Genomic DNA, 18751 nt, shown 5'->3' with positions numbered 1-18751 from the left:
TGGATTCTGATCCTGAGGCGCTTATACCCAGCCACCCTGCTTTAGCAGGGCTTGCCCTTTACGGGTTCTGGTGGAAACGCTACAATGCTGTTACGCGACGGTGTGCCATTTAGCTGTTCCCATCATCTTCACCGTCGGCAAGACCTGACATGCGTTTCCAGCAGGTTCCGTCAAGGGTGGCGTCCCTTGTCCACAACATCGATGGTTGGTTATCCTGGAAATCTTTCGTGGAATCCCTAAGCTCGTATTTAGTTGAGATGTAGCGATCAAAGGTATCATTGATAGTAGCCTTGCCCTGGGCATATAAATCCAGCCCGTCAAGCTGATCTCTTTGAAGCTTCTGCTTCTTTTCACGGAGCTCTGTCAGATCATTCGCGTATATGAACTTCCTTCTCCCTAGGGGATCAGTGTAGGAATACAATTTATGATTCATTAACCAGCTTCCCTGTCATATGCTCAGGAATGAGTTCAAGGCACTGTACTCTCGGCAGAGCATTTTTCAATTCCTTTTGTAAATACTCTTCATCATCCGTGAACTTTTTTGTGAGATTGGTACAGATTTTTATTGCAGTATCCTCATCCTCAACCAGCTTGATTCTGCCAAATACAATTACGCTGTTAATATTTAAAGCCCAATCGTCGTCTTTCCGATAGCCTTCATCCCAGGTGCAAAAGCTGACTTTATCACAAGCCTTAATTGCATCAATCTTGTGACCTTCCTTAGCCCCATGAAAATAGATTTTCCCATCCTCTTCACAATACCACTGGTTAATCGGTAAGCCATACGGATAACCATCCTCGCCAATCAGGGACAGGACTCCTCTCTTTGAATTTTTCAGCACCTCAATGCACTGTTCATCTGTAATCTGTTGCTTAAATCTTCTCATCTTTCTAAACATAGTACACCTCAATCCTTTGCTAAAAATTTTAATCCTGCAATTCCAACTACAATTAAAATAATACATATAACCTGTGGAACTGACAATTTCTCATTAAAAAGAAACCGGTAATAATTGATGGGATAAGCACAGAAAATCCGTTAGATATTTTCATTGTTACCGCCCATGTTATTTCAAGAGCTCCTGCAATAAACAGATAGATCCATTTCATTAGAAAACCTCCATATAATAAAATACGCCATTCCCCTACCTGCTAAGACCTAACGGTAAAGGAATGACGTTTATCCCACTACTCGGTAGCAATGGGCGTCTTTTTAATTCAACTGTTCTGATGTTACTTAATAATTCGGGTCATGTCAATCTACCAATATCCAAACCGGATTCTTTTACACTATTCTCTAATCTTCTTGTATTCTCTGAAATATCTTCATTTTGGTCATGAAAAACAAAAGTGACAAGTAATAATCTCTTATATCTCTCGTTTCCCCAAAATCACCAGATTCATCGATAAATACACTTAATTCGTTTTCAAACAGCTTAAGATCACTGTCATCTCCCTCACTCCAATAATAGGCCAATACTCCTAAAGGCTTCTGAAATGCTCTCGTCATCATTACTTCCGATCACACACGAAAATTCCTTTTTCAATTCCTCCGGAGCATTTCCCATCAGAAAAGGAAATCCTACAGATCGTAGCATTTCTGCATCATTAAAATGATCACCAAAAGCAACCGCTTTCTCCGGCGGAATGTTCATATACGAGCATACTCGCCTGACTCCGTCGGCCTTTGTAATACCCTTTCCCATGATTTCAAGAAGAACATCTGAGGATTTAACTATCGACAGCTTTGGAAATCTCTTTTTCAATTCATTTTCTATACCACATATTGCTTCAGGCTCACATATGCAAAGGAGCTTTCCTATGATTGCATCTTTTGGAAGAAGCTCTATGCCGCCCTCTGTTGCACAGACCTCAACGATTTCCTCTTCTGCGCGGACCAGTCGGTCATTCCTGTCATTTACAATCCACAATTCTTCTGAATAGATATTCCATGTACAGTCAATCTTCTCCGCCTCTATATAAGAAATAATATCTCTCGCGTCATCGGCATCAAATCCCTCCGAGTACATTATCTTATCGTTTTCATCAATGATAAGCGCCCCACTATAACAGATCATCGGGCAGATAAACCCGTATCTTTTAAAAATCGGCCGTACTCCGGATGGTCCTCTTGCTGTCGCAATGACGAAAGGGATATTGGCTTTCTTTAGGGCAAATATTGCATCAAGTGTGCCCTTAAGCATTCTATGTTCACTGTTTAGAATTGTTCCGTCTATATCTGAAAAAACTATTTTGAAATCCATTGATGTCTCTTAACATTTCTTTCTAAAATGAAGTTGTATCGCCGGGTATGAACCGAGAACAAACCTGTGGGCCACTTCTCCCTGCCTGTCTGCGGGGAGCCCTCTGGAAAAGACATTTGACAGTGATCTGTTGAAGTCCCACTTGATATAGGATATCTTAGCTCTCCTAAGCACCGCTGAAATACTCTCATACAAATATTCTATAACCTCAGGCCTTGACATATCAAGCACCAACTGATCTCTTGCCATCACCGGCTTTCTGCCGGGATCAGTGAGCGCCCAGTCGGGATGTGCCCTGTATAGATCAGAATCCTCATTGACCATCTCCGGTTCAAACCACAGGCCAAATTTCATGCCAAGGCTCTCTACATGATCAGCAATGGCATCCATGCCCTTCTTTAGCTTATCCCTGTTAACCACCCAGTCTCCAAGTCCCGCGTGATCATCATACCTTGCTCCAAACCAGCCGTCATCAAGGACCAGCATCTCACAGCCCGCTTCTTTGGCACTGTCGGCTATATCCATTATCTTGTCATCATCAAAATCAAAGTAGGTACCCTCCCAGTTATTTATAAGGACAGGGCGCTTAATGTCGCGAAACTCCTTAGGGCATACATTTTCACGGATGATCCTGTGGAAGCGTAGGCTAAGCTCTGAGAGCCCATTATCTGTAAATGTCAGCATTACCTCAGGCGTCACAAACTCTTCCCCTTCGCAAAGTTTCCACCAAAAGTGGTCATCAGATATTCCACTCACAACGCGGATTGTTCCGGCCTGATCTTTTTCTACTTCCTCAGCGTGCTCTCCCGAGTACATCAACATTATGCCATAACTCTCACCCTGCCACTCATCCGCATTCCTGTCACAGAGGATCACAAAAGGATTGTTGTGGTGACTGCTGGTTCCCCTCTTCGAACTTATCCTGTGAATTTCATGTCCAACCCTGCACCTCTCAGGCTGTCTTTCAAAAGCATGGCGGCCGTGAAAATCAGATTTTTTTTATACCTCCCGGCATTTCTGCGTACTATGAAGCAGACAAAGATACACCCTGGAGCTACAGATAGCTTCACATAGGAGGGACGGAGTTTCTTGCACTCCTTAAGGAAATTGGTCTTGGAGAAAACAGTCCGGTCCTTGATGTTTCATCGCCAAATAGCAGGGATGATATTTTTGGCGCATCAATCAATGAGATATTTGAAAACTATGAAAGGGAATACTATTGCATCGCAAAGATTTATGAAATAATGGATTTCCTGAGAAAAGAACATAGCCATATCGACGAAGCATCAGCAGAAAGCCAGCAGCTAAAGTATGTGCGAACCGTGATCAAATATATACAGCTGAAATTCTCTGAACAAATCACCATGGAAAATATCGCAGGTGTCTGTGGTCTTAACAGAAGTTATCTTTCTCGCCTTTTTCACGATGCCACAGGTTACACAATAAAAGGCTATCTGCAGATTTATCGTATGCAGATAGCCCAGAAGATGCTGAGGGAATCAGATCTCTCCATAAGTTATATAGGTAACGCTGTTGGTTACGTTGATATCTTTACCTTTTCCAAGGCATTTAAAAAGCACACAGGTTGCACTCCCAGTAGCTACAGAAAAAATGGTTCCGAGCATATCAGAAAGAATCTTTTTTAATTCCGGGTATTCATCAAGTGCTTCGAGTATTTCTTCTCGGCAGAAAGCTCAGGGCTACTGTATGCGACTGGTGGCAACTTTATATCTGTTTTTTTAATACCTTTCATCTTTACAAACCGTAATTGCCGTACTCATTTATATTGCGATATCTTTTGTTGTCTTAGTTCAGAGCAACTCCATTAACGTAAAGTGTATATCCATTAGTATCGACACTGGAAATATCTCCATCAAATGATGAGATATAGGTATCTGCTGTAAGTGTCCAGGTGCTGCTCTTATCTATAGAAACAGCTACTGTTCCTACTTCTGTGGAAACTGTTTCGCCCTTGGCATTAGTGATGTTTCCGCCTATTGTGCCTGTGAAGCTGGATCCGTCAGTAAGATTAAGTGTAAGCTGTGAATCACTTCCAACAAGGATCGTTCCCTCAAGGGTCTGGTTAGTTGCATTAAGTGTAGCGGTGTTTGTGTCACCATTCCAGCCATCAGCACATACTGAAAGCAGGATATTCTCTGAATCCTTATTAACAATCTTTACATTATCCAGGTTAATAACAGCAGTTGTATTTGTTACGTGGAAAACATGGCCATTCTTGCTGGTAAGTGTTCCACCATTCATTGTAAATACCGATGTACCACTGTCTGCATCTCCTGACATGGACTGGTAGATCATGATTGTGTCATAGAATGTTGCATTTCCATTGGTATCAGTATTATTAGCAGTCATATCGCAGTCATTAAGGGTAATTGAATTGATACCCTCAATGCAGACTCCCTCTGAAAGGTTGGAAACAAGAGTTGCATTAGAAACTGTGATGTCTGCTGTTGAATAGATAGCAGGTGAGCCAAGACCGTTTGTTGTATATGTTCCACCATCTACAGTAACTGTGCCGCCACCCCTGTCAGTTCTGATGGCTGCTGAAGATCTTCCGCTAGTCTCAACTGTAAGGTTTGATGCCTTTGTCACACCGCCACCGGTTGTCATGATGCCACCTGAGCCATCACCTGTTGTTGTGATAGTACTGTCTGAAATTATGACTGTTGTACCATCACCCTCAGCACCATTCTTTCCGCCATTTCCACCATATGAGAATACGCCGTTGGCTCCGTCAGCATCTGATGTGATGTTTGCTCCGGTAATAGTGGTCGTAGATCCGTCTTTTACAAGAACAGCTGCATTAAGGCCATAGAAGTTACAATTGTCTCCACCATCTGAATCACCGATCTTGGTAACAGTTGCATTGGTGATGGTTACGTCGTCACTTGTGCTGATCAGAAGTGCGCTCTCATCTGCTGTTGTGCTGGCATAGGTCTTCCCATCCTGAGTATCTGAGCCAGTTACTTCTACCGCTCCCTGATAACCGATATCAGCACTGCTGCTTCCACCTCCAAAGCCACCACCACCTTCGGGAGGATTTCCAGGTGCTTCTCCATCTGGTTTATTTCCAGGTGCTCCATCAGGCGCCTCACCGTCCGGCTTTTCAGGTGCATCAGAAGGGTTGCTGCTTTCTTCAACTGTACTTTCCTGTGTAACTACAGTGTCAGTTTCTTTGGTTGATGTGGCTGTCTGTCCGCATGCGGTGACAGCTACGCACATGATTGTTACTATTGCTAATGATAAGATCTTTTTTAACTCGTTTCTTTTCATAATTAGACTCCCTAGTAATTCCTGAACATTTATCAGGGAAAATTTGTTTGTTGTTGGAATGGATTATGAATAAGAAACCTAAATTATAGTTAAAAGATTTTCTTAATTTTTCAATGTTTATAAATTGTTTAAAAGCTGCCTCATTTCAACCTCTATCTTCCGATATATATTCCGAGATAAAAGGCTATGCCTTCATCCCGAAATTGGAATTTGAAGAATACGAAGTCCCCCTGGCCCACTTTATTTGATGGTGGCATAAAAACTGCCATCAGAAAACTGATGGCAGAAAATTTATTTTTTTGATTGTCTACTTGACGGGGAGCGGTTCATGTTCAAAGGTCAGGGGCTTTATTATTTATTGCGCCATTGATATTTATGTAAATCAACAACTCCATCTTTGACTTCGACTCCTTCAGAGAGCAGGATTTCTCCCTGCTTCCAGGCTCCGCCAAATGCATAGTTGCCGGCAAGTTCGCCTTTTGTGTTTACTACACGATGACAGGGAATTGTGCTGGGGTCAGGGTTTTTGTGAAGAGCATTTCCTACAGCTCTTGCCATCTTTCTATCCCCGGCTTCTTCTGCAACCTGCGCATAAGTTGCAACACATCCCTTTGGGATTCTGGCTACAGCATCATAAATCCTCTTAGTCGGAGAGTCTGCTATCAGGTCGTAGCTCTCGGCAATCATGAGCTTTATGTCTTTATCCGGGATACTTCCATCGAGGATGATTGTATTCCAATGCTCCTTATTCTGATGGTATCCGGGAATAACTGAGCTGTAAGCCTTTCTCCAGAAAAAAGCCGTCTCGGGATCAACCTTCACATTGAGATTTATAAAGCCCTCTCGTTCATAAGTCCACAGGAATGCTTTTTTATTATACTTATATCGCACCAGCTGCCAGTTAGGATCGTGGAAGGGCGCTTCCTGATAAGTATCCGGAAAAGATAATCCGTATTTTAATGCTTCTTCTCTTGTTTTCATGAAATAATTCTAACACATTCAAATAGAATTACTCATAATTCACTGTTATTTTTCCCAACGTTATTTTATCCAGAACCTTATCATTAGTCTTTACTGTATGTTCCGGTAGAATCTTTTCTTGATAATACACGCCGTCCCAGTTTAGAAGCTTTTCTGGGTCTTCGGAATATCCTGTTAAATCACAGGTATTTACAAGAAATTTGGCATATTTTACTGCAAGAGCATGTTTTATCCGCATATTAGTGAGGATGCTTTCATCCAACCCTGTTCTTGCAAGCTGATTCCCGGTCATGCTGCTTAAGATCATCTTTGCTTCGACCATTGCTTGTTTTTCTTCCGCGCTACTTAATACAACTCCTTCAGAAAGAGCTCTTTTATAATAAATCTCATCTGATATACAAGTGTTAACTGCCACCTTCTTGGCGTAATCACAGACAAACTGAGAATCCATGCCGGCTGAAAAGTGGGTATTCCACCAGTGCTTTGGATTCTCAGGATCATACAAAAGAGCCTGGTTCTGCACAAACTCTTCTACTTCATATATGTAATATCCAAATTCTCTTAAGGTAATCTCGGTATCATCAACTGTGATCAAAGGCTCATCAAGATGATCTTCATAAACGAATCTGCTCAGTATTCTCCCGCAAATAGCAGCAACTATCAGGATGACGTTTGCAATTAAAATTATTATGATAGCTCTTTTAACTGATTTCTTCATAATCACTATCCATCCTGTGTAAACAGCTCTTGGAATTCCTTTCTTCCGGGAACCCACGCCTTTTCATAAATGTGAGTGAAATGATTTTTTACCGTCTGCTCAGAAATTCCGAGCATATAAGCAATTCTATGATTTGAAAACCCCGACACTTTAAGGTATCCGAGTTCAAGCTCTCTTCTCGTAAATCCGAATTTACGAGCTATATTAAGATACTGCTCCTTTGTAATTCCGGGATCATTCATCTTCCATGTCCATCTCTTCATTCATCTTACGCTCGGCATTTAACTTAAGCGGCAGAAGAAAAAACTCGATTATTACTGCATAAAAACCTGAAAGGAAGCAGACAGCAAGGTTTGGTCCAAATGTTTCCGGCTCAGATAAATGTCCCATAAGAATTATTGCTTGAGTTATGATGGCAAAAAGAGCTCCAAATACAGTAAGCTTCTGGGCTGCGCCTACGGCTTTTATAATATTTTTTAGTTCAAGAAGTCTGTAATCTTTTATCCCTACTGAGAATGAATTCAAAAAATCTTTCCACTCACCCATGATAATGAGCCCGGGAATCAGAATAAGTAAAACAAGAATCAGCGAAGGTGCATCAAGAAACCATGCGACAGCAGAAAAACCAAAGCTGGTTCCGAGGGTACTGATAAGAAATACAACGATGAAAAGTACAAGCTCTCCAAATAAAACGGTACGGATATTCTTTTTCATAAGCATACTCCTTTTAAGCTTTATTTATTCGTTATAGGTGTTCCTATTATGACGTTATCATATGCACGAAAAGAAATATATAGTACCTTTTTTGAATTTATTTAATAAGAAAAGAAGTCTGGAAGGTATGTTTCTTCCTGTTAAACAGCCTTTCAACCTTTGAATGTGTTAAACCAAGCTCTTTCTTCAAACCCTTTTTTCTTGGGTATCGATGGTTCGCTTTCAGCCTCTCCTACCGGCAATATACATACAACCTCATAATTCTCCGGCACCGAGAGAATAGCAGCTATTTTGTCACATATTCTATCTTCATCTGTAATATGACCTTCATACCAGCAACTCTGATATCCAAGCGCCACGATAGTCAATAGCATGTTCTCGATTGCAGCAGAGTAATCCTGCACTGCAAAGCATCTATCACGATATGCATTTATCCGTTGCGTCAACACTACAATTAACGCAGGTGCTGTTTCACATACCGAAGGATTAATAACTTCATTAATCTTCTTTAATATATTTGAGTCATCAACTGCTATAAAACTGGTAGTCTGCTTATTACATCCAGATGGAGCGGCCATCCCTGCTTCCAGTATTTTTACCAAATCATCTTTAGGTACCTGTTTAGAAAGATACTTTCCTCTGTAGCTGTGCCTTTTATTTATTATCTCTATTACATTCACCTACGTAATCCTCCAATAATATTAAAGATTTGCATTGACCAGTTTTAAAAACTTCTTATCATTCATTTGCTCATTAGTTACATAATCCCCATCACAGAACAGTGCATATGTGGTAATTGGTGTTGGAGCATTCTGAGCCTGATCTCTGGTCTCTATTCTGATCGCTCTAAACGGTATTCCTTTGTTCTTAGCAGTCTCTTCCAAAACAGGCACATACTTGGCATTAAATGGGCACTGATTCGTGTAATAAAGCACGTATCCTTTTTCATCAATACGAGGATGCTTTGCACATTCCTTGAAGCATGGTGTTTCAACACTTTTTTCAAAGGACAGATACCACAGCTGGATTCCATTATCGGCTTCATCACAAACTTGAAAGCCTTTGAATGCTAGAAACTTTGGATCAGAAAGAAATGGCTTTTTCTTAGCAGCAGATAATATGCAAATTCCCTTCTTCCCCTTTTCCTTACTGTCCTTTATGCACTCATTAAGAAGATCACTTGAATATCCATGTCCCTTTAAGGAACCTGAAACCCACAGACAATCGATATACATATATTCCGGTGCATTTATCGGATTCCACGCATACTCTGCCGGGATATATTCAATAAAGCATTTACCGCGTTCGACACTCTTTAAGAAAACAAGCCCTTCATCAAATCTGTCAGCAAGCCAGGCTTTTTTGGATGATACCTGTATATCTTTATTGTTTGATATAGCACAACAGATGTGTTCTTCTTCAAGATTATCCTTGGATACTCTTATATACTCCATCTTCAGCTCTCCTTTCTAATAGGATGTCTTATAACCGTCTTAAGCTTCTCTGGCACCACTTTCCTTGCATCGCTAAGAATCGAATGTCATGTCTTTATTCCTCCGAAATGTCTTTTGACTCGTAAGGCTTATTCCATGAACCAATCTCAATCAGGTTGCCTTCAGGATCTGCTATATAACAGGTTCTCTGCCCCCAGGGTTCTAGTTCAGGTGCAAGGACTGATGTTGCACCGTTTTGTACAGCCTTATTATAAGCTTCATCCACTTCTTTAAATGTATCAACATAAAGCGCTATTTCGAAATGTCCGTTGAGACCTTTTATGTACTCATACCTGCGTCTTGTCATCTTCTCAAAGTCGTTCCTGCCGTATAACAGAAAAAGGGTCCCATCCTTCACCAGATACACATTGGATGTATCCTCTGTCTCTTTTATTTCAAACCCCAGCACATCCCTGTAGAAGCGTACCATTTTGCCCATATCCTCAACAAACAATCCAAAACCATCAAGTCTCATTTTCATTAGTCCTCCTTGTAAATCGTCGCCATCTCCTGTACCATCTTTGAAATCTGCCTCCTGGCTTCTACCGGCTCAAGCACTTCTGCTTTATTTCCAAAGGTCATTATCCATGTGATCAAATTATCTGAGTCCGTGTAATCCGCAGTAAACATAAGTCTACCATCCTCTGTTTCCGTAAAACAGTTTGGTCCGAATTCCTCCACCAGGCGCCACTTTACATCCTTTGAAAACAGCGCTTTTACCTTGATTCCACCAGGAAATATCTTTTCTGTAGACAGATCAGGTAATGGAGCATTTCTGCAGACAAATCCTTTATCCGTTTCAACCACTTTAACCATGCGGTTTAATTTAAATAGACGATAATCTTTGCGCTTTTCACACCATCCATAGACATACCAGCTGCTCCACTTAAACACTACATAATATGGCTCAATAGTTCGTTTTCCTTCTCCCGCCTGAGCATAATAGTGGAAGGTCAAAAGATGCCTGTTTTCTATCGCATCCTGAATAGTAGATATCTTTGGAGCCAGCGATGTCTTGTACCAAGAAGACAGGTCGATAAGGACAGAATCCCTACCGCTGATAAACTCCGAAGAACCTGCCTGGAGCTTCTCCATAAGCTGCCCATAATATCCGCTTCCACTAACACTATCAAGGCTTCGTAGTCCCGCCAGGATCATCTGCATGTCACGGGATGTCAAAAGAGTCCTATCCATCTTATAGCCATCCATGATGCTTATACCGCCTCCAACTCCCTGGGTCGTTTTGATTGGTATTCCTGCCTGACAAAGAGTCTCAATATCTCTGTTTATTGTTCTTCTAGACACCTCGAAATGCTCAGCCAGCTCCGGAGCTGTCGTCACCTCTTTTTGCAAAAGAATTGATAGTATGCCGATCAGTCTGTCTATCTTCATTTGATCACCTTCTATGATTATCATACAAGCGCAAACATGTCATCTATATGTCATGTTTATATTCTACACTATTTTTGACAACAAAAAACCCACAACCAGATGGTTGTGGGTTTCTGAAATCTGCAACTGCAGATATTCTCATCTCTTTGAGAACTTTTTCACTCTCTTAAATGCCTTGTTTTGGGCATTTGTAGGACGAGTTGCTGTTTACCTGCTGCGTACGGTAGAAAACTCAGGGCTACTGTATGCGGCTGGTGGCAACTCTGTTATTTCATCCTAAAAACAGATCTATCTTTCTGTTTCATCATATTCTTTCATTTCCAGACTGATCTGAGTATAAAGCCTTCTCAATAGTCACGTTCATATGAGATTTCTTGCGAAATCCCATAGTCCCCATCCTGCTTCGGAACGCTTGCATTTCATACAATGCCTCCTACCACTCGCGCCTTATCTTTTCAAAATCAATTGTCTTACCGACTTTCTTCCATATGATCAGAACAAAGACCAGATTGATTACTATCATTCCGACATAGACCAAAAGTAATTTAGCTGCATCTTCACCCATCCGGACATAGGAGCCAAGACCCTCTTCGGGAATAAATAATCCTGAGGTATAATCAGTAAGAAAATCATTTAGTCCGTGCGCCAGTCCGCATGCCCATATATTTCTTGTTTTCCAGTACAGTATCAGAAGAGCAAGTCCGAAAAGGCTTGCTTCAAGAGTTTTTCCAACAGCCTGTCCCCAAGCCATTGCTGAGAGTGGATCAAATCCGCCTAAAACATGCACTGCTCCAAAGACAAGCGAGGAAACAACTGCCCCAAATACAAATACATATTTCCAATTCCTGAATTTATATATGATCGCATCGTTGACAACAGCCCTGAAGGACAACTCCTCAAAAAGCCCCACAGACATATACATGAGGAACACAACAAACAGCTCCAAAACAGGATTCTGCAAAAGCGGCCTTTTTTCACTTATATCTGAAACCAACACAATAGTGCCAAGTGAAAAGGCTACTATCAGAAATCCAACAGAATACTTCAAAACATAACTTGTTGAATTATAGCTGGATGCAAGGGTCTTGTCTCCCGATATCTGATACAGGAAAAAACACGCTGCTCCACATAGCATCGTTCTTACGATGAAAAACTGAAAATGCGTCTGGGTCGGCACTGATTTGAAACATACGACAACATATACTATGCAGAGCGCAGCAGTAATCAGTGGAGATCTTTTCATGAATTCAATGTACTTTTTAAGCATTGGTATTCTCCTCTTTTACTTGCGCGTCTTCAGGTAAGACAGAAAGAGCAGAGAACTTTTCAGCGTTCTTCTTGGCTCTTACCAGCACATAGATCAAAAGAACAATATTTGTCAAAACTGCTACTCCGCCAAGTATGCCACCTACAATAAAATCGCCATCCTTCATAACCGGATAGTTAAAAATTGTTCCGGCATCATACAGAGTATGTAAAGCAGTTGGAATGATGATTGCCAAAGCCCAGTACAGCGCCGTCGGACCTTTGCCCTTTAATTTGTTGTACCTGGCTCTTCCTATAAACTCTCCCATTATCATGTTCAATGTCATATGAGTGAACGCTAAAGGAGTTCTGATTAGTAACACAATAATCGAGTCTCCAAAAGTAAAGTCCTCTACAAACGTAAAGCCAAAGCCAACCGCTGCTCCCAGGAGGATATACTCATAAACATTGCGTACCTTATTTTTCAGAGCAACCAGCGTTATGATGATTGCAAGAAACTTAAGCACTTCCTCCACACCACCGGCCATAAAAAATGCTGTAAAGAAAGCTGCCGATAGCGCCTGCATTTTTGCACCCTCTATCCCGATGCTTCTTAATACAGCCAATAACCCAATCCCGGAACCGGCGGAAATCGGTACGCAAATACATCCCAAAACAACCGGCAGGATTGCCTGTAGTTTCCCTATAGGCTCCGGAACTTCCCTTTTGATCATTCGCTGATAGATAAATCCACAGATAACAAAGGCAAGTAATGCGGCAATAATTGAAATAATAATTGTTTTTGCGTCCATGAATAATTCTCCTCCTTAATTTGCATTAAATAGGTGTCCTTATCGTTCAGTACAGATTATTTATATACTCAGTCAAGGCCTCTCTATCATAGAAGTGCTCAGGCTGATGTATCACATAGTCCGGTTCTACACCCTGGTCAATGTCATACACAGAACCGTTTTTCATGTAGCTCAGACGGCGATTGCCGGACATCTGAAGCAGAGTTCCATCTGCTGTTGAAAATGGGATCACTGTGCATGCGCCGCCTCCGCTTTGTTGTCCTAAAATAGTAACCTGACCCGACGATTTTAATACACTCGGCACCAGATTACCGCAGGAAAAACTGATAGATGAGGTAATACAGTACAGATTGTAGTTTAGGAGCGAGTCCTTTTCGTCGTATACACCATCAAGATTGGCATCTGCACGAAAACATTCATTGGCGTAAGCACCTGTCAGTGTATCCTGGATACATACTGAACCTTCTCCCAGAAACAGACTTATCATAAAACTTGCAGTGACGGTGTCTCCTCCGGAATTCATACTTAAATCAATAACTACATTCTCGACAGGGCTTCCCTTTCTCGTAATCTGTGAATATGAATACAAAAGAAGGCCAACAGTATCCTGTGTATCAGCGGTAGGTGCGTCCTTATAATAATCAGCATCCTTATCTTTTGCTTGGAAACTATCAAAGGTGATGTATGCTGTGTTTCCGACTTCCTCGTATCCGGGAATCCCGTCGGGATAATACTTTTCTCTGGCGGTATAATACTTCATCGCCGAATCACTCATGTTTTGAATTGACTTGCCGGTCATCCCGTCGATTTGCGCATCCATGCCAATCCGCCACGAATTAAGCATATACCCGCTATGTAAGTCATCAATGTAAAGATCCATCAAAACTCTCATCGCCCTTGCAGACATCTCAGGATCAGTACTCCTTAATGCGTCACGAAGAGCTGTTTCAGTAAAGAATTCATCAAAATCCTCAATTCCATGGCTTTCTTTCAAACCATAAAAATGATCCATCATCATACATAATTCGTTATATGTATAGTCCGCAAGTCCCTCGCTTTTGCCCTCCTTGGGCTGTGCTTCATAATACTTCCTCAAAAGCTCCCTGCCGGGTTCTGAACCATACTCATAGACAAATACTCCTTCGTTATTGTAAAGAAGGCATACATAACTCGGAAGAGACAGCATGATATCACTTAATGTCTGCATGGGAATATAGCATTTACCATTCTCTTCAATCAGGTCTATACCATATTTTTTAAGATCAAAAACCACCTCCGAACCAAAGCGGCTATAGGAGTTTTCCTCTGAGAGAATAAGGCCCTCAAAGGCACTATCCGGCTGCAGTACATCTATAACCGTGCTTGTCCAGGACGGAACGAAAAAAGCATCAAAATCATAAAAACTAATTGTGTCTTTATCGCAGTCTATCTGCATAGGATACTGGTTTTCACGGGTAATTGTTACCACTGAGCCCTGGGCCGAAGTGGTCAGTGCATAGTTTTTATCTTCGATAATCTCGTGATTGACTCTCTCTATGAGGGAGACGGCAGTATCAATGTCAAAGTAGGGAACCTCTTTGCTTTCATCAGCAAAATAGAGTTTGATACTTGCCTCATTATCAACAGAGTGAAAATATAACGGAATCTCCATTTCACTAAGAGCGTTTCCGGATGGTGCACCACAGGCAATCAAAAGAGTACTCCCCAATATGGTCAATGCTGAAACTATCCAGAGCTGATTGCATAAACGCTTTTTCATTAATCGTCTCCTCTTTTCTTATCTTAGCTCCGTCGAGGCTTTATATTCCTCTTAAATTTTACAACATTCCGTCTGGCGATAGTCTTAAAAATCCATAAATAATGCATAGATACAAAAAAGACCCGGTACATTGTACCGAGTCTTCTGAAATCTGCCATAGCAGATATTCTCATCTCTTTGAGAACTTTTTCACTGCCATAAGCGCCTTGTTTTGGGCATTTGTAGGACGAGTTGCTGTTTACCTGCTGCGTACGGTAGAAAGCTCAGGGCTACTGTATGCGGCTGATGGCAACTCTTTCTTTAAAATACCAAAATTTCTTAGAATGTCATAAGGTATGCACATGCCACTATCTTAAACAGCTGGGTATAAAACAGATAGAATTGGTGGAATATTCATATATTCACCCCTTATTCTAAAAGTTCGATTTTCTGCTACTTGAAGAAACTGTACCAATTCTCCATCAAGTATTGATTCTATCACACTTTGCTGCAGGTCTGTAATATCGCTAACTTGCTCAACTGAAGCAAAAGTCGCTTCGTCTGAGACAGTTATATCATATACAGCAAATAAAACTGCAAGCTCCAGCTTATCTGATAGTTTTTTCATCAGTTTACATATCTTCTTTATGCTATTCTCATCATAAAGGTTCTGATCATCAGAGAAAAATACGTTACCACGCCTCATTGTTGTAATAATCTGAGAAGACGCAACGCTCGAAAGCCCCCATTCATTACATATGGCATGCTCTATAGTTTCATCAAGTTCAAACTCCGGATATCCCGAACTCTCTTTCTTTGACTCCTTTACAAGAACAATAGCATGTAATGCCTTCGCTATCTTCATGATCTGAGCCATTTCAGTTCCCGGTTTAGAATTTTGAATCACATCATTTATAGTAATTAGGATATCATCATTACTGCTTTGAGTTTCTATTCCTAAAAGCTCATCAGATGAAACATTAAAATACCTAGCTATATCCGGCAAAAGCTGAATATCCGGAAAACATTGTCCTGACTCCCATTTGCTTACTGCTTGGTTTGAAACCCCTAATGTTTGAGCAAGCTGTTCCTGTGTAACACCTTTGTTTTTTCGTAAAAATAGAATCTTATTACCTATATCCATTTATTTTCAGTACCTTTCCGCTTATATTTTCAACCGGTTGATACATACAATTATAAAAATGAAGCATATGCAAATCAATGACGCATTAGTTTATCGCTTTTTTCCATTATCCAACTTGCAGTTGGACAAAAAATCAATTACTCATAAATAACAATACTAGCAACCCTATTAGTCCCATCTCTATAACAGCACCTATGATACTGACGATTTTAATCTCACGCCCTCTAGAAAGCTTTCTAAGCAGGAAATATATTCCTGTCCCCACAACACCACCTGTAGTATTTGTAATCAGATCCGTTATATCACTCGAACCGATTGCAAATACCCATTGTATAACTTCAAAGCTCAGGCTCAGAATAAAACATCCACCTATTCCCGAAATGGTTTTCTTCTTTCCCAACGCAGCAAAATAAAATCCAGCAGGAGCAAACACAAGCATGTTGTATATAATATCAAATAGCTGGAACCTGCTTCCATTAAACTCCCCATAATAAAATGGAACAAGATTAATGCTTCTCCTAGATGGAATCTTATTAAAACTATCAGCCATCTTAAAAAGAATTAACCAGCAAAGAAACAATAAATATATCCCCATTACAACATAAGCAAATACTTTTCCCTTTTTACTTTCTTTTTCCATCTGACTTTCCCCTACGTTCATAGTTTTTTTCCAAAATAAAAAACAGTTTCATTATACTTTACTGAACAAAGCACTTCAACAGAAAACAAGGGCGTTTTCACGCCCCTGCCTACTGCTATCAGTTATTCATCTCTCAGGTCTTATATTATTCCTATTAAGATTTGGACTTTGCTGCTCCTTCCTCTGATCAACTATCGCCTGGCTTTCTCTTAGCTTTTGCAAAATGCTTGTTTTAGCCTTTTCAGCTATCTCAGGCTTCTTGGTCTTGTCCCACCATTCCTTGAATGTTTTGAAGGCTTTTGAGACTATTTTCCCCAGTGTAGTCTTGGGATTTTCAAGTGTAGCGTATCTCATGAATTCCTTTTTCATTTCAGAATTCACTACTGAGTCCACATATTGGTCGACCTTACTTTCGATATCCTGCTTCATTTCTTTAGCTGTATCATCCAAAGCTTCAATCTGTGTCTCCTTCTCCTGGCACTTATCTTTCAGCTTCATCACGATTCGCTTACAGGTTGAATTCCCTAAAAGAAGCAGTTATTGTGAATTTGCCCCACGTGCACTATAGTAAATTCATCAGCTGATGAAAACAAATCGGAGGAACTCAACTATGGATATAAATTTAGGGAGAATAATTAAGCAATTACGTGCAGAACAATCTGTAACGCAAGAAGAACTTGCCGAATATCTCGGAATCTCCTTTCAGGCTGTGAGCAAATGGGAAACAGGCACAACCTTACCGGATATTACTCTGTTACCTAAACTGGCTGCTTTCTTTGGGGTCAGGATCGATGAACTGTTCTCAGTTTCTCACGATGACGAACTGGAAAGAATAGACAACATGCTTAAAAGAGAAACTATGACTGATCAAAACTTTTCTTATGCCAAGCGTGTTTTGGATGGAATACTTCGTGAGAATCCTGGTGATACAGAAGCGATCAAACGTTACGCCAAGATTTATCTGTCAAAATGCAATACTGATATGCTGTCCGCAGGCAAGATGCTTGAAAGAGCAATGACTATAAGCCCTTTTGATGAAGAAATTTTTGCTTTATACCGAAGCGTCCGGGGTGGAAGTGAGTATAAGTACCACAGCGATAATGACTGGTTTATCCGGGTATGTGAGCCTTATGCCCATAAGTTTCCCGGCAACACTAATCTCTATCGCATGTTGATAGAGGCAATGGTCAGTAAAAAATACTTTGACAGAGCAGAGGCCTTACTGGAGGTGGCTTATTTTACCGGGGAAAATAAATACATTAAGGATATACTCCTTGGTGATGTTGCAATGGCCAAAGGGAATCCTACAGGAGCAAAAGAAATCTGGAACAGAATTCCTAAAGATGATTGGCTTGGTCAATATGAGCTGGGTGAACGTTTTAACAGGCTTAATGAATATGAAAATGCAATTGAAAGCTTTAAGAATGCCTATATCGCCCAAACTGCCCCTCATAAAATAGATATGCTCTATTCATTAGCGTTCCTATACAAGAAACTTGGGAGATATGAAGAGGCAAAAGCGGAATGGGAATTAATCATAACTACTCTTCGTAAAGAATACAACGAACCCGAAGATTCCAACGATATTCAGTGGGCTAAGAATGAGATATCTCAGCTTGTATCGTTAATTGGTTCTTGAGGGATTTAATCTTCCGGCTCTTAAGCGCCGGAAAGAGTCTGTATTCTTAACAACATCCTCATTTTCTCAACCAGCTATCGAATACGCAAAATCATATCCTCATGCCACCATTTTACTGATTGATGGAAAAAAGCTCACCGAGCTTATGATTGAGTACAATATTGGTGTTTCCGATGCGAGAACAGTAACAATAAAGAAGATTGATAGTGATTACTTTGACTTATGATAAATAGCATGAGTTGACAAGGTAACAAAGAAGCCGGTCTTTGAGACCGACTTCTTTCAATTCAACTTTAATTAGCTTTCAGCATTATTCCTTGTCTAGAAAAACTTAAAGAAAAACCATTCTGTTTGTAAATAGGTATTTTTTTAAAAACAAAATTTCATTTGAAAAATGATTAAAGGACCACTTCGTATGGAGTGATCCTTTAAAAAGCTCTGTATTAAGTTTTCATAATTCTAAAGGTTTAATTCTAGGTTTTAAATCCTAATCTTTTAAAAAATTTTCGAATGTTTGGAAGGGTTATATTCCGATATAACTTGCGATAAGGTAAGACTTCTTGCGGGCTTTTTCCTCTTTGCTCGCCAGAAGTCATATCTTTATTATAAACCTGGGAAAAGGTTCCTTTGGTTACCCAAAAGGCCCCTACAGACACTCATAATGCAAATTCTAATTGATG

At 40.5% G+C, this 18751-nt stretch carries 22 protein-coding genes and 2 pseudogenes; 3 read left to right on the top strand and 21 right to left on the bottom strand.

Annotated features, from left to right (window positions below; translation table 11 throughout):
* Positions 1–226 precede the first annotated feature (226 nt).
* From NXH67_RS18350 to NXH67_RS00335, 6 genes and pseudogenes are all read right to left on the bottom strand, one after another.
* A pseudogene (locus NXH67_RS18350) lies at positions 227–421 on the bottom strand (integrase DNA-binding domain-containing protein); the annotation flags it as partial.
* 1 nt (position 422) lies between these two features.
* Positions 423–899: a pyridoxamine 5'-phosphate oxidase family protein gene (locus NXH67_RS00355; protein ID WP_026652454.1), complete on the bottom strand. Its 477-nt coding sequence runs from the start codon at positions 897–899 to the stop codon at positions 423–425.
* Between the two features lie 52 nt (positions 900–951).
* A complete protein-coding gene (locus NXH67_RS00350) occupies positions 952–1110 on the bottom strand; it encodes an SMR family transporter (RefSeq protein WP_272795963.1) in 159 nt (52 codons plus the stop codon).
* Between the two features lie 347 nt (positions 1111–1457).
* On the bottom strand, positions 1458–2264 hold the full coding sequence (locus NXH67_RS00345) for a Cof-type HAD-IIB family hydrolase (RefSeq protein WP_272795961.1): 807 nt from the start codon (positions 2262–2264) through the stop codon (positions 1458–1460).
* Between the two features lie 9 nt (positions 2265–2273).
* Positions 2274–2963: an alpha-galactosidase gene (locus NXH67_RS00340; protein ID WP_272795966.1), complete on the bottom strand. Its 690-nt coding sequence runs from the start codon at positions 2961–2963 to the stop codon at positions 2274–2276.
* A 30-nt stretch (positions 2964–2993) separates the two neighbouring features.
* Positions 2994–3242, bottom strand: a pseudogene (locus tag NXH67_RS00335) (glycoside hydrolase family 36 N-terminal domain-containing protein); the annotation flags it as partial.
* Positions 3243–3508: 266 nt separating this feature from the next.
* Between NXH67_RS00335 and NXH67_RS00330 the strand changes: the two are divergent.
* Positions 3509–3910 (top strand): helix-turn-helix domain-containing protein, encoded by a 402-nt coding sequence (locus NXH67_RS00330; protein WP_272795960.1) that lies wholly within the window; start codon positions 3509–3511, stop codon positions 3908–3910.
* Between the two features lie 160 nt (positions 3911–4070).
* Here the strand turns inward: NXH67_RS00330 and NXH67_RS00325 are convergent, their stop codons facing one another.
* From NXH67_RS00325 to NXH67_RS00255, 15 genes are all read right to left on the bottom strand, one after another.
* Positions 4071–5555, bottom strand: coding sequence for a hypothetical protein (locus NXH67_RS00325; protein WP_272795959.1), 1485 nt, complete (start codon positions 5553–5555; stop codon positions 4071–4073).
* Between the two features lie 351 nt (positions 5556–5906).
* On the bottom strand, positions 5907–6536 hold the full coding sequence (locus NXH67_RS00320; protein WP_272795958.1) for a methylated-DNA--[protein]-cysteine S-methyltransferase: 630 nt from the start codon (positions 6534–6536) through the stop codon (positions 5907–5909).
* Positions 6537–6564: 28 nt separating this feature from the next.
* Entirely contained in the window at positions 6565–7254 is a 690-nt protein-coding gene (locus NXH67_RS00315) for a hypothetical protein (protein ID WP_272795957.1), read from the bottom strand.
* A 5-nt stretch (positions 7255–7259) separates the two neighbouring features.
* Positions 7260–7496 carry a helix-turn-helix transcriptional regulator gene (locus tag NXH67_RS00310; protein ID WP_272795956.1) on the bottom strand — a complete coding sequence of 79 codons (237 nt, stop codon included), beginning with the start codon at positions 7494–7496 and terminating at the stop codon, positions 7260–7262.
* A complete protein-coding gene (locus NXH67_RS00305; RefSeq protein ID WP_272795955.1) occupies positions 7489–7968 on the bottom strand; it encodes a hypothetical protein in 480 nt (159 codons plus the stop codon). The genes NXH67_RS00310 and NXH67_RS00305 overlap by 8 nt, the downstream gene beginning before the upstream one ends.
* 152 nt (positions 7969–8120) lie before the next feature.
* The gene (locus NXH67_RS00300) at positions 8121–8648 is read right to left on the bottom strand and encodes a nitroreductase family protein (protein ID WP_272795954.1); all 528 of its coding nucleotides are present in this window, start codon (positions 8646–8648) and stop codon (positions 8121–8123) included.
* Positions 8649–8669: 21 nt separating this feature from the next.
* Entirely contained in the window at positions 8670–9422 is a 753-nt protein-coding gene (locus NXH67_RS00295) for an N-acetyltransferase (RefSeq protein ID WP_272795953.1), read from the bottom strand.
* A 94-nt stretch (positions 9423–9516) separates the two neighbouring features.
* Positions 9517–9936, bottom strand: a complete 420-nt coding sequence (locus NXH67_RS00290; protein WP_026668650.1) for a VOC family protein — start codon at positions 9934–9936, stop codon at positions 9517–9519.
* Between the two features lie 5 nt (positions 9937–9941).
* Positions 9942–10853: a helix-turn-helix transcriptional regulator gene (locus tag NXH67_RS00285; protein WP_022778126.1), complete on the bottom strand. Its 912-nt coding sequence runs from the start codon at positions 10851–10853 to the stop codon at positions 9942–9944.
* A 433-nt stretch (positions 10854–11286) separates the two neighbouring features.
* The gene (locus NXH67_RS00280; RefSeq protein ID WP_272795952.1) at positions 11287–12120 is read right to left on the bottom strand and encodes a CPBP family intramembrane glutamic endopeptidase; all 834 of its coding nucleotides are present in this window, start codon (positions 12118–12120) and stop codon (positions 11287–11289) included.
* Positions 12113–12910 (bottom strand): PrsW family glutamic-type intramembrane protease, encoded by a 798-nt coding sequence (locus NXH67_RS00275; protein WP_272795951.1) that lies wholly within the window; start codon positions 12908–12910, stop codon positions 12113–12115. The genes NXH67_RS00280 and NXH67_RS00275 overlap by 8 nt, the downstream gene beginning before the upstream one ends.
* Positions 12911–12956: 46 nt before the next feature.
* Positions 12957–14669, bottom strand: coding sequence for a S41 family peptidase (locus tag NXH67_RS00270; RefSeq protein ID WP_272795950.1), 1713 nt, complete (start codon positions 14667–14669; stop codon positions 12957–12959).
* A 352-nt stretch (positions 14670–15021) separates the two neighbouring features.
* Positions 15022–15792 (bottom strand): helix-turn-helix domain-containing protein, encoded by a 771-nt coding sequence (locus tag NXH67_RS00265; protein ID WP_272795949.1) that lies wholly within the window; start codon positions 15790–15792, stop codon positions 15022–15024.
* A gap of 133 nt (positions 15793–15925) precedes the next feature.
* Complete coding sequence (locus tag NXH67_RS00260) at positions 15926–16432, bottom strand: VanZ family protein (protein WP_272795948.1); 507 nt, start codon at positions 16430–16432, stop codon at positions 15926–15928.
* A gap of 126 nt (positions 16433–16558) precedes the next feature.
* Positions 16559–16930 (bottom strand): hypothetical protein, encoded by a 372-nt coding sequence (locus NXH67_RS00255; protein WP_272795947.1) that lies wholly within the window; start codon positions 16928–16930, stop codon positions 16559–16561.
* 112 nt (positions 16931–17042) lie between these two features.
* Here NXH67_RS00255 and NXH67_RS00250 point away from each other — a divergent pair, with 112 nt between their 5' ends.
* Both NXH67_RS00250 and NXH67_RS00245 read left to right on the top strand, forming a co-directional pair.
* On the top strand, positions 17043–18071 hold the full coding sequence (locus tag NXH67_RS00250) for a helix-turn-helix domain-containing protein (RefSeq protein WP_272795946.1): 1029 nt from the start codon (positions 17043–17045) through the stop codon (positions 18069–18071).
* Positions 18061–18297, top strand: a complete 237-nt coding sequence (locus NXH67_RS00245; protein ID WP_272795945.1) for a restriction endonuclease — start codon at positions 18061–18063, stop codon at positions 18295–18297. The genes NXH67_RS00250 and NXH67_RS00245 overlap by 11 nt, the downstream gene beginning before the upstream one ends.
* Positions 18298–18751 lie beyond the last annotated feature (454 nt).

Source organism: Butyrivibrio sp. DSM 10294, from assembly GCF_028539135.1.
GTDB lineage: Bacteria > Bacillota > Clostridia > Lachnospirales > Lachnospiraceae > Butyrivibrio.
The sequence above is the reverse complement of the archived record's forward strand: the minus strand, read 5'-3'. Positions and strand labels throughout refer to the sequence as shown.

Bases quoted from the DNA above. Each gene is read 5' to 3' on its own strand.
- NXH67_RS00355 (WP_026652454.1), bottom strand. From the start codon at position 899: ATGTTTAGAAAGATGAGAAGATTTAAGCAACAGATTACAGATGAACAG.
- NXH67_RS00350 (WP_272795963.1), bottom strand. From the start codon at position 1,110: ATGAAATGGATCTATCTGTTTATTGCAGGAGCTCTTGAAATAACATGG.
- NXH67_RS00345 (WP_272795961.1), bottom strand. From the start codon at position 2,264: ATGGATTTCAAAATAGTTTTTTCAGATATAGACGGAACAATTCTAAAC.
- NXH67_RS00330 (WP_272795960.1), top strand. From the start codon at position 3,509: ATGGATTTCCTGAGAAAAGAACATAGCCATATCGACGAAGCATCAGCA.
- NXH67_RS00325 (WP_272795959.1), bottom strand. From the start codon at position 5,555: ATGAAAAGAAACGAGTTAAAAAAGATCTTATCATTAGCAATAGTAACA.
- NXH67_RS00320 (WP_272795958.1), bottom strand. From the start codon at position 6,536: ATGAAAACAAGAGAAGAAGCATTAAAATACGGATTATCTTTTCCGGAT.
- NXH67_RS00315 (WP_272795957.1), bottom strand. From the start codon at position 7,254: ATGAAGAAATCAGTTAAAAGAGCTATCATAATAATTTTAATTGCAAAC.
- NXH67_RS00310 (WP_272795956.1), bottom strand. From the start codon at position 7,496: ATGAATGATCCCGGAATTACAAAGGAGCAGTATCTTAATATAGCTCGT.
- NXH67_RS00305 (WP_272795955.1), bottom strand. From the start codon at position 7,968: ATGAAAAAGAATATCCGTACCGTTTTATTTGGAGAGCTTGTACTTTTC.
- NXH67_RS00295 (WP_272795953.1), bottom strand. From the start codon at position 9,422: ATGGAGTATATAAGAGTATCCAAGGATAATCTTGAAGAAGAACACATC.
- NXH67_RS00290 (WP_026668650.1), bottom strand. From the start codon at position 9,936: ATGAGACTTGATGGTTTTGGATTGTTTGTTGAGGATATGGGCAAAATG.
- NXH67_RS00285 (WP_022778126.1), bottom strand. From the start codon at position 10,853: ATGAAGATAGACAGACTGATCGGCATACTATCAATTCTTTTGCAAAAA.
- NXH67_RS00280 (WP_272795952.1), bottom strand. From the start codon at position 12,120: ATGCTTAAAAAGTACATTGAATTCATGAAAAGATCTCCACTGATTACT.
- NXH67_RS00275 (WP_272795951.1), bottom strand. From the start codon at position 12,910: ATGGACGCAAAAACAATTATTATTTCAATTATTGCCGCATTACTTGCC.
- NXH67_RS00270 (WP_272795950.1), bottom strand. From the start codon at position 14,669: ATGAAAAAGCGTTTATGCAATCAGCTCTGGATAGTTTCAGCATTGACC.
- NXH67_RS00265 (WP_272795949.1), bottom strand. From the start codon at position 15,792: ATGGATATAGGTAATAAGATTCTATTTTTACGAAAAAACAAAGGTGTT.
- NXH67_RS00260 (WP_272795948.1), bottom strand. From the start codon at position 16,432: ATGGAAAAAGAAAGTAAAAAGGGAAAAGTATTTGCTTATGTTGTAATG.
- NXH67_RS00255 (WP_272795947.1), bottom strand. From the start codon at position 16,930: ATGAAGCTGAAAGATAAGTGCCAGGAGAAGGAGACACAGATTGAAGCT.
- NXH67_RS00250 (WP_272795946.1), top strand. From the start codon at position 17,043: ATGGATATAAATTTAGGGAGAATAATTAAGCAATTACGTGCAGAACAA.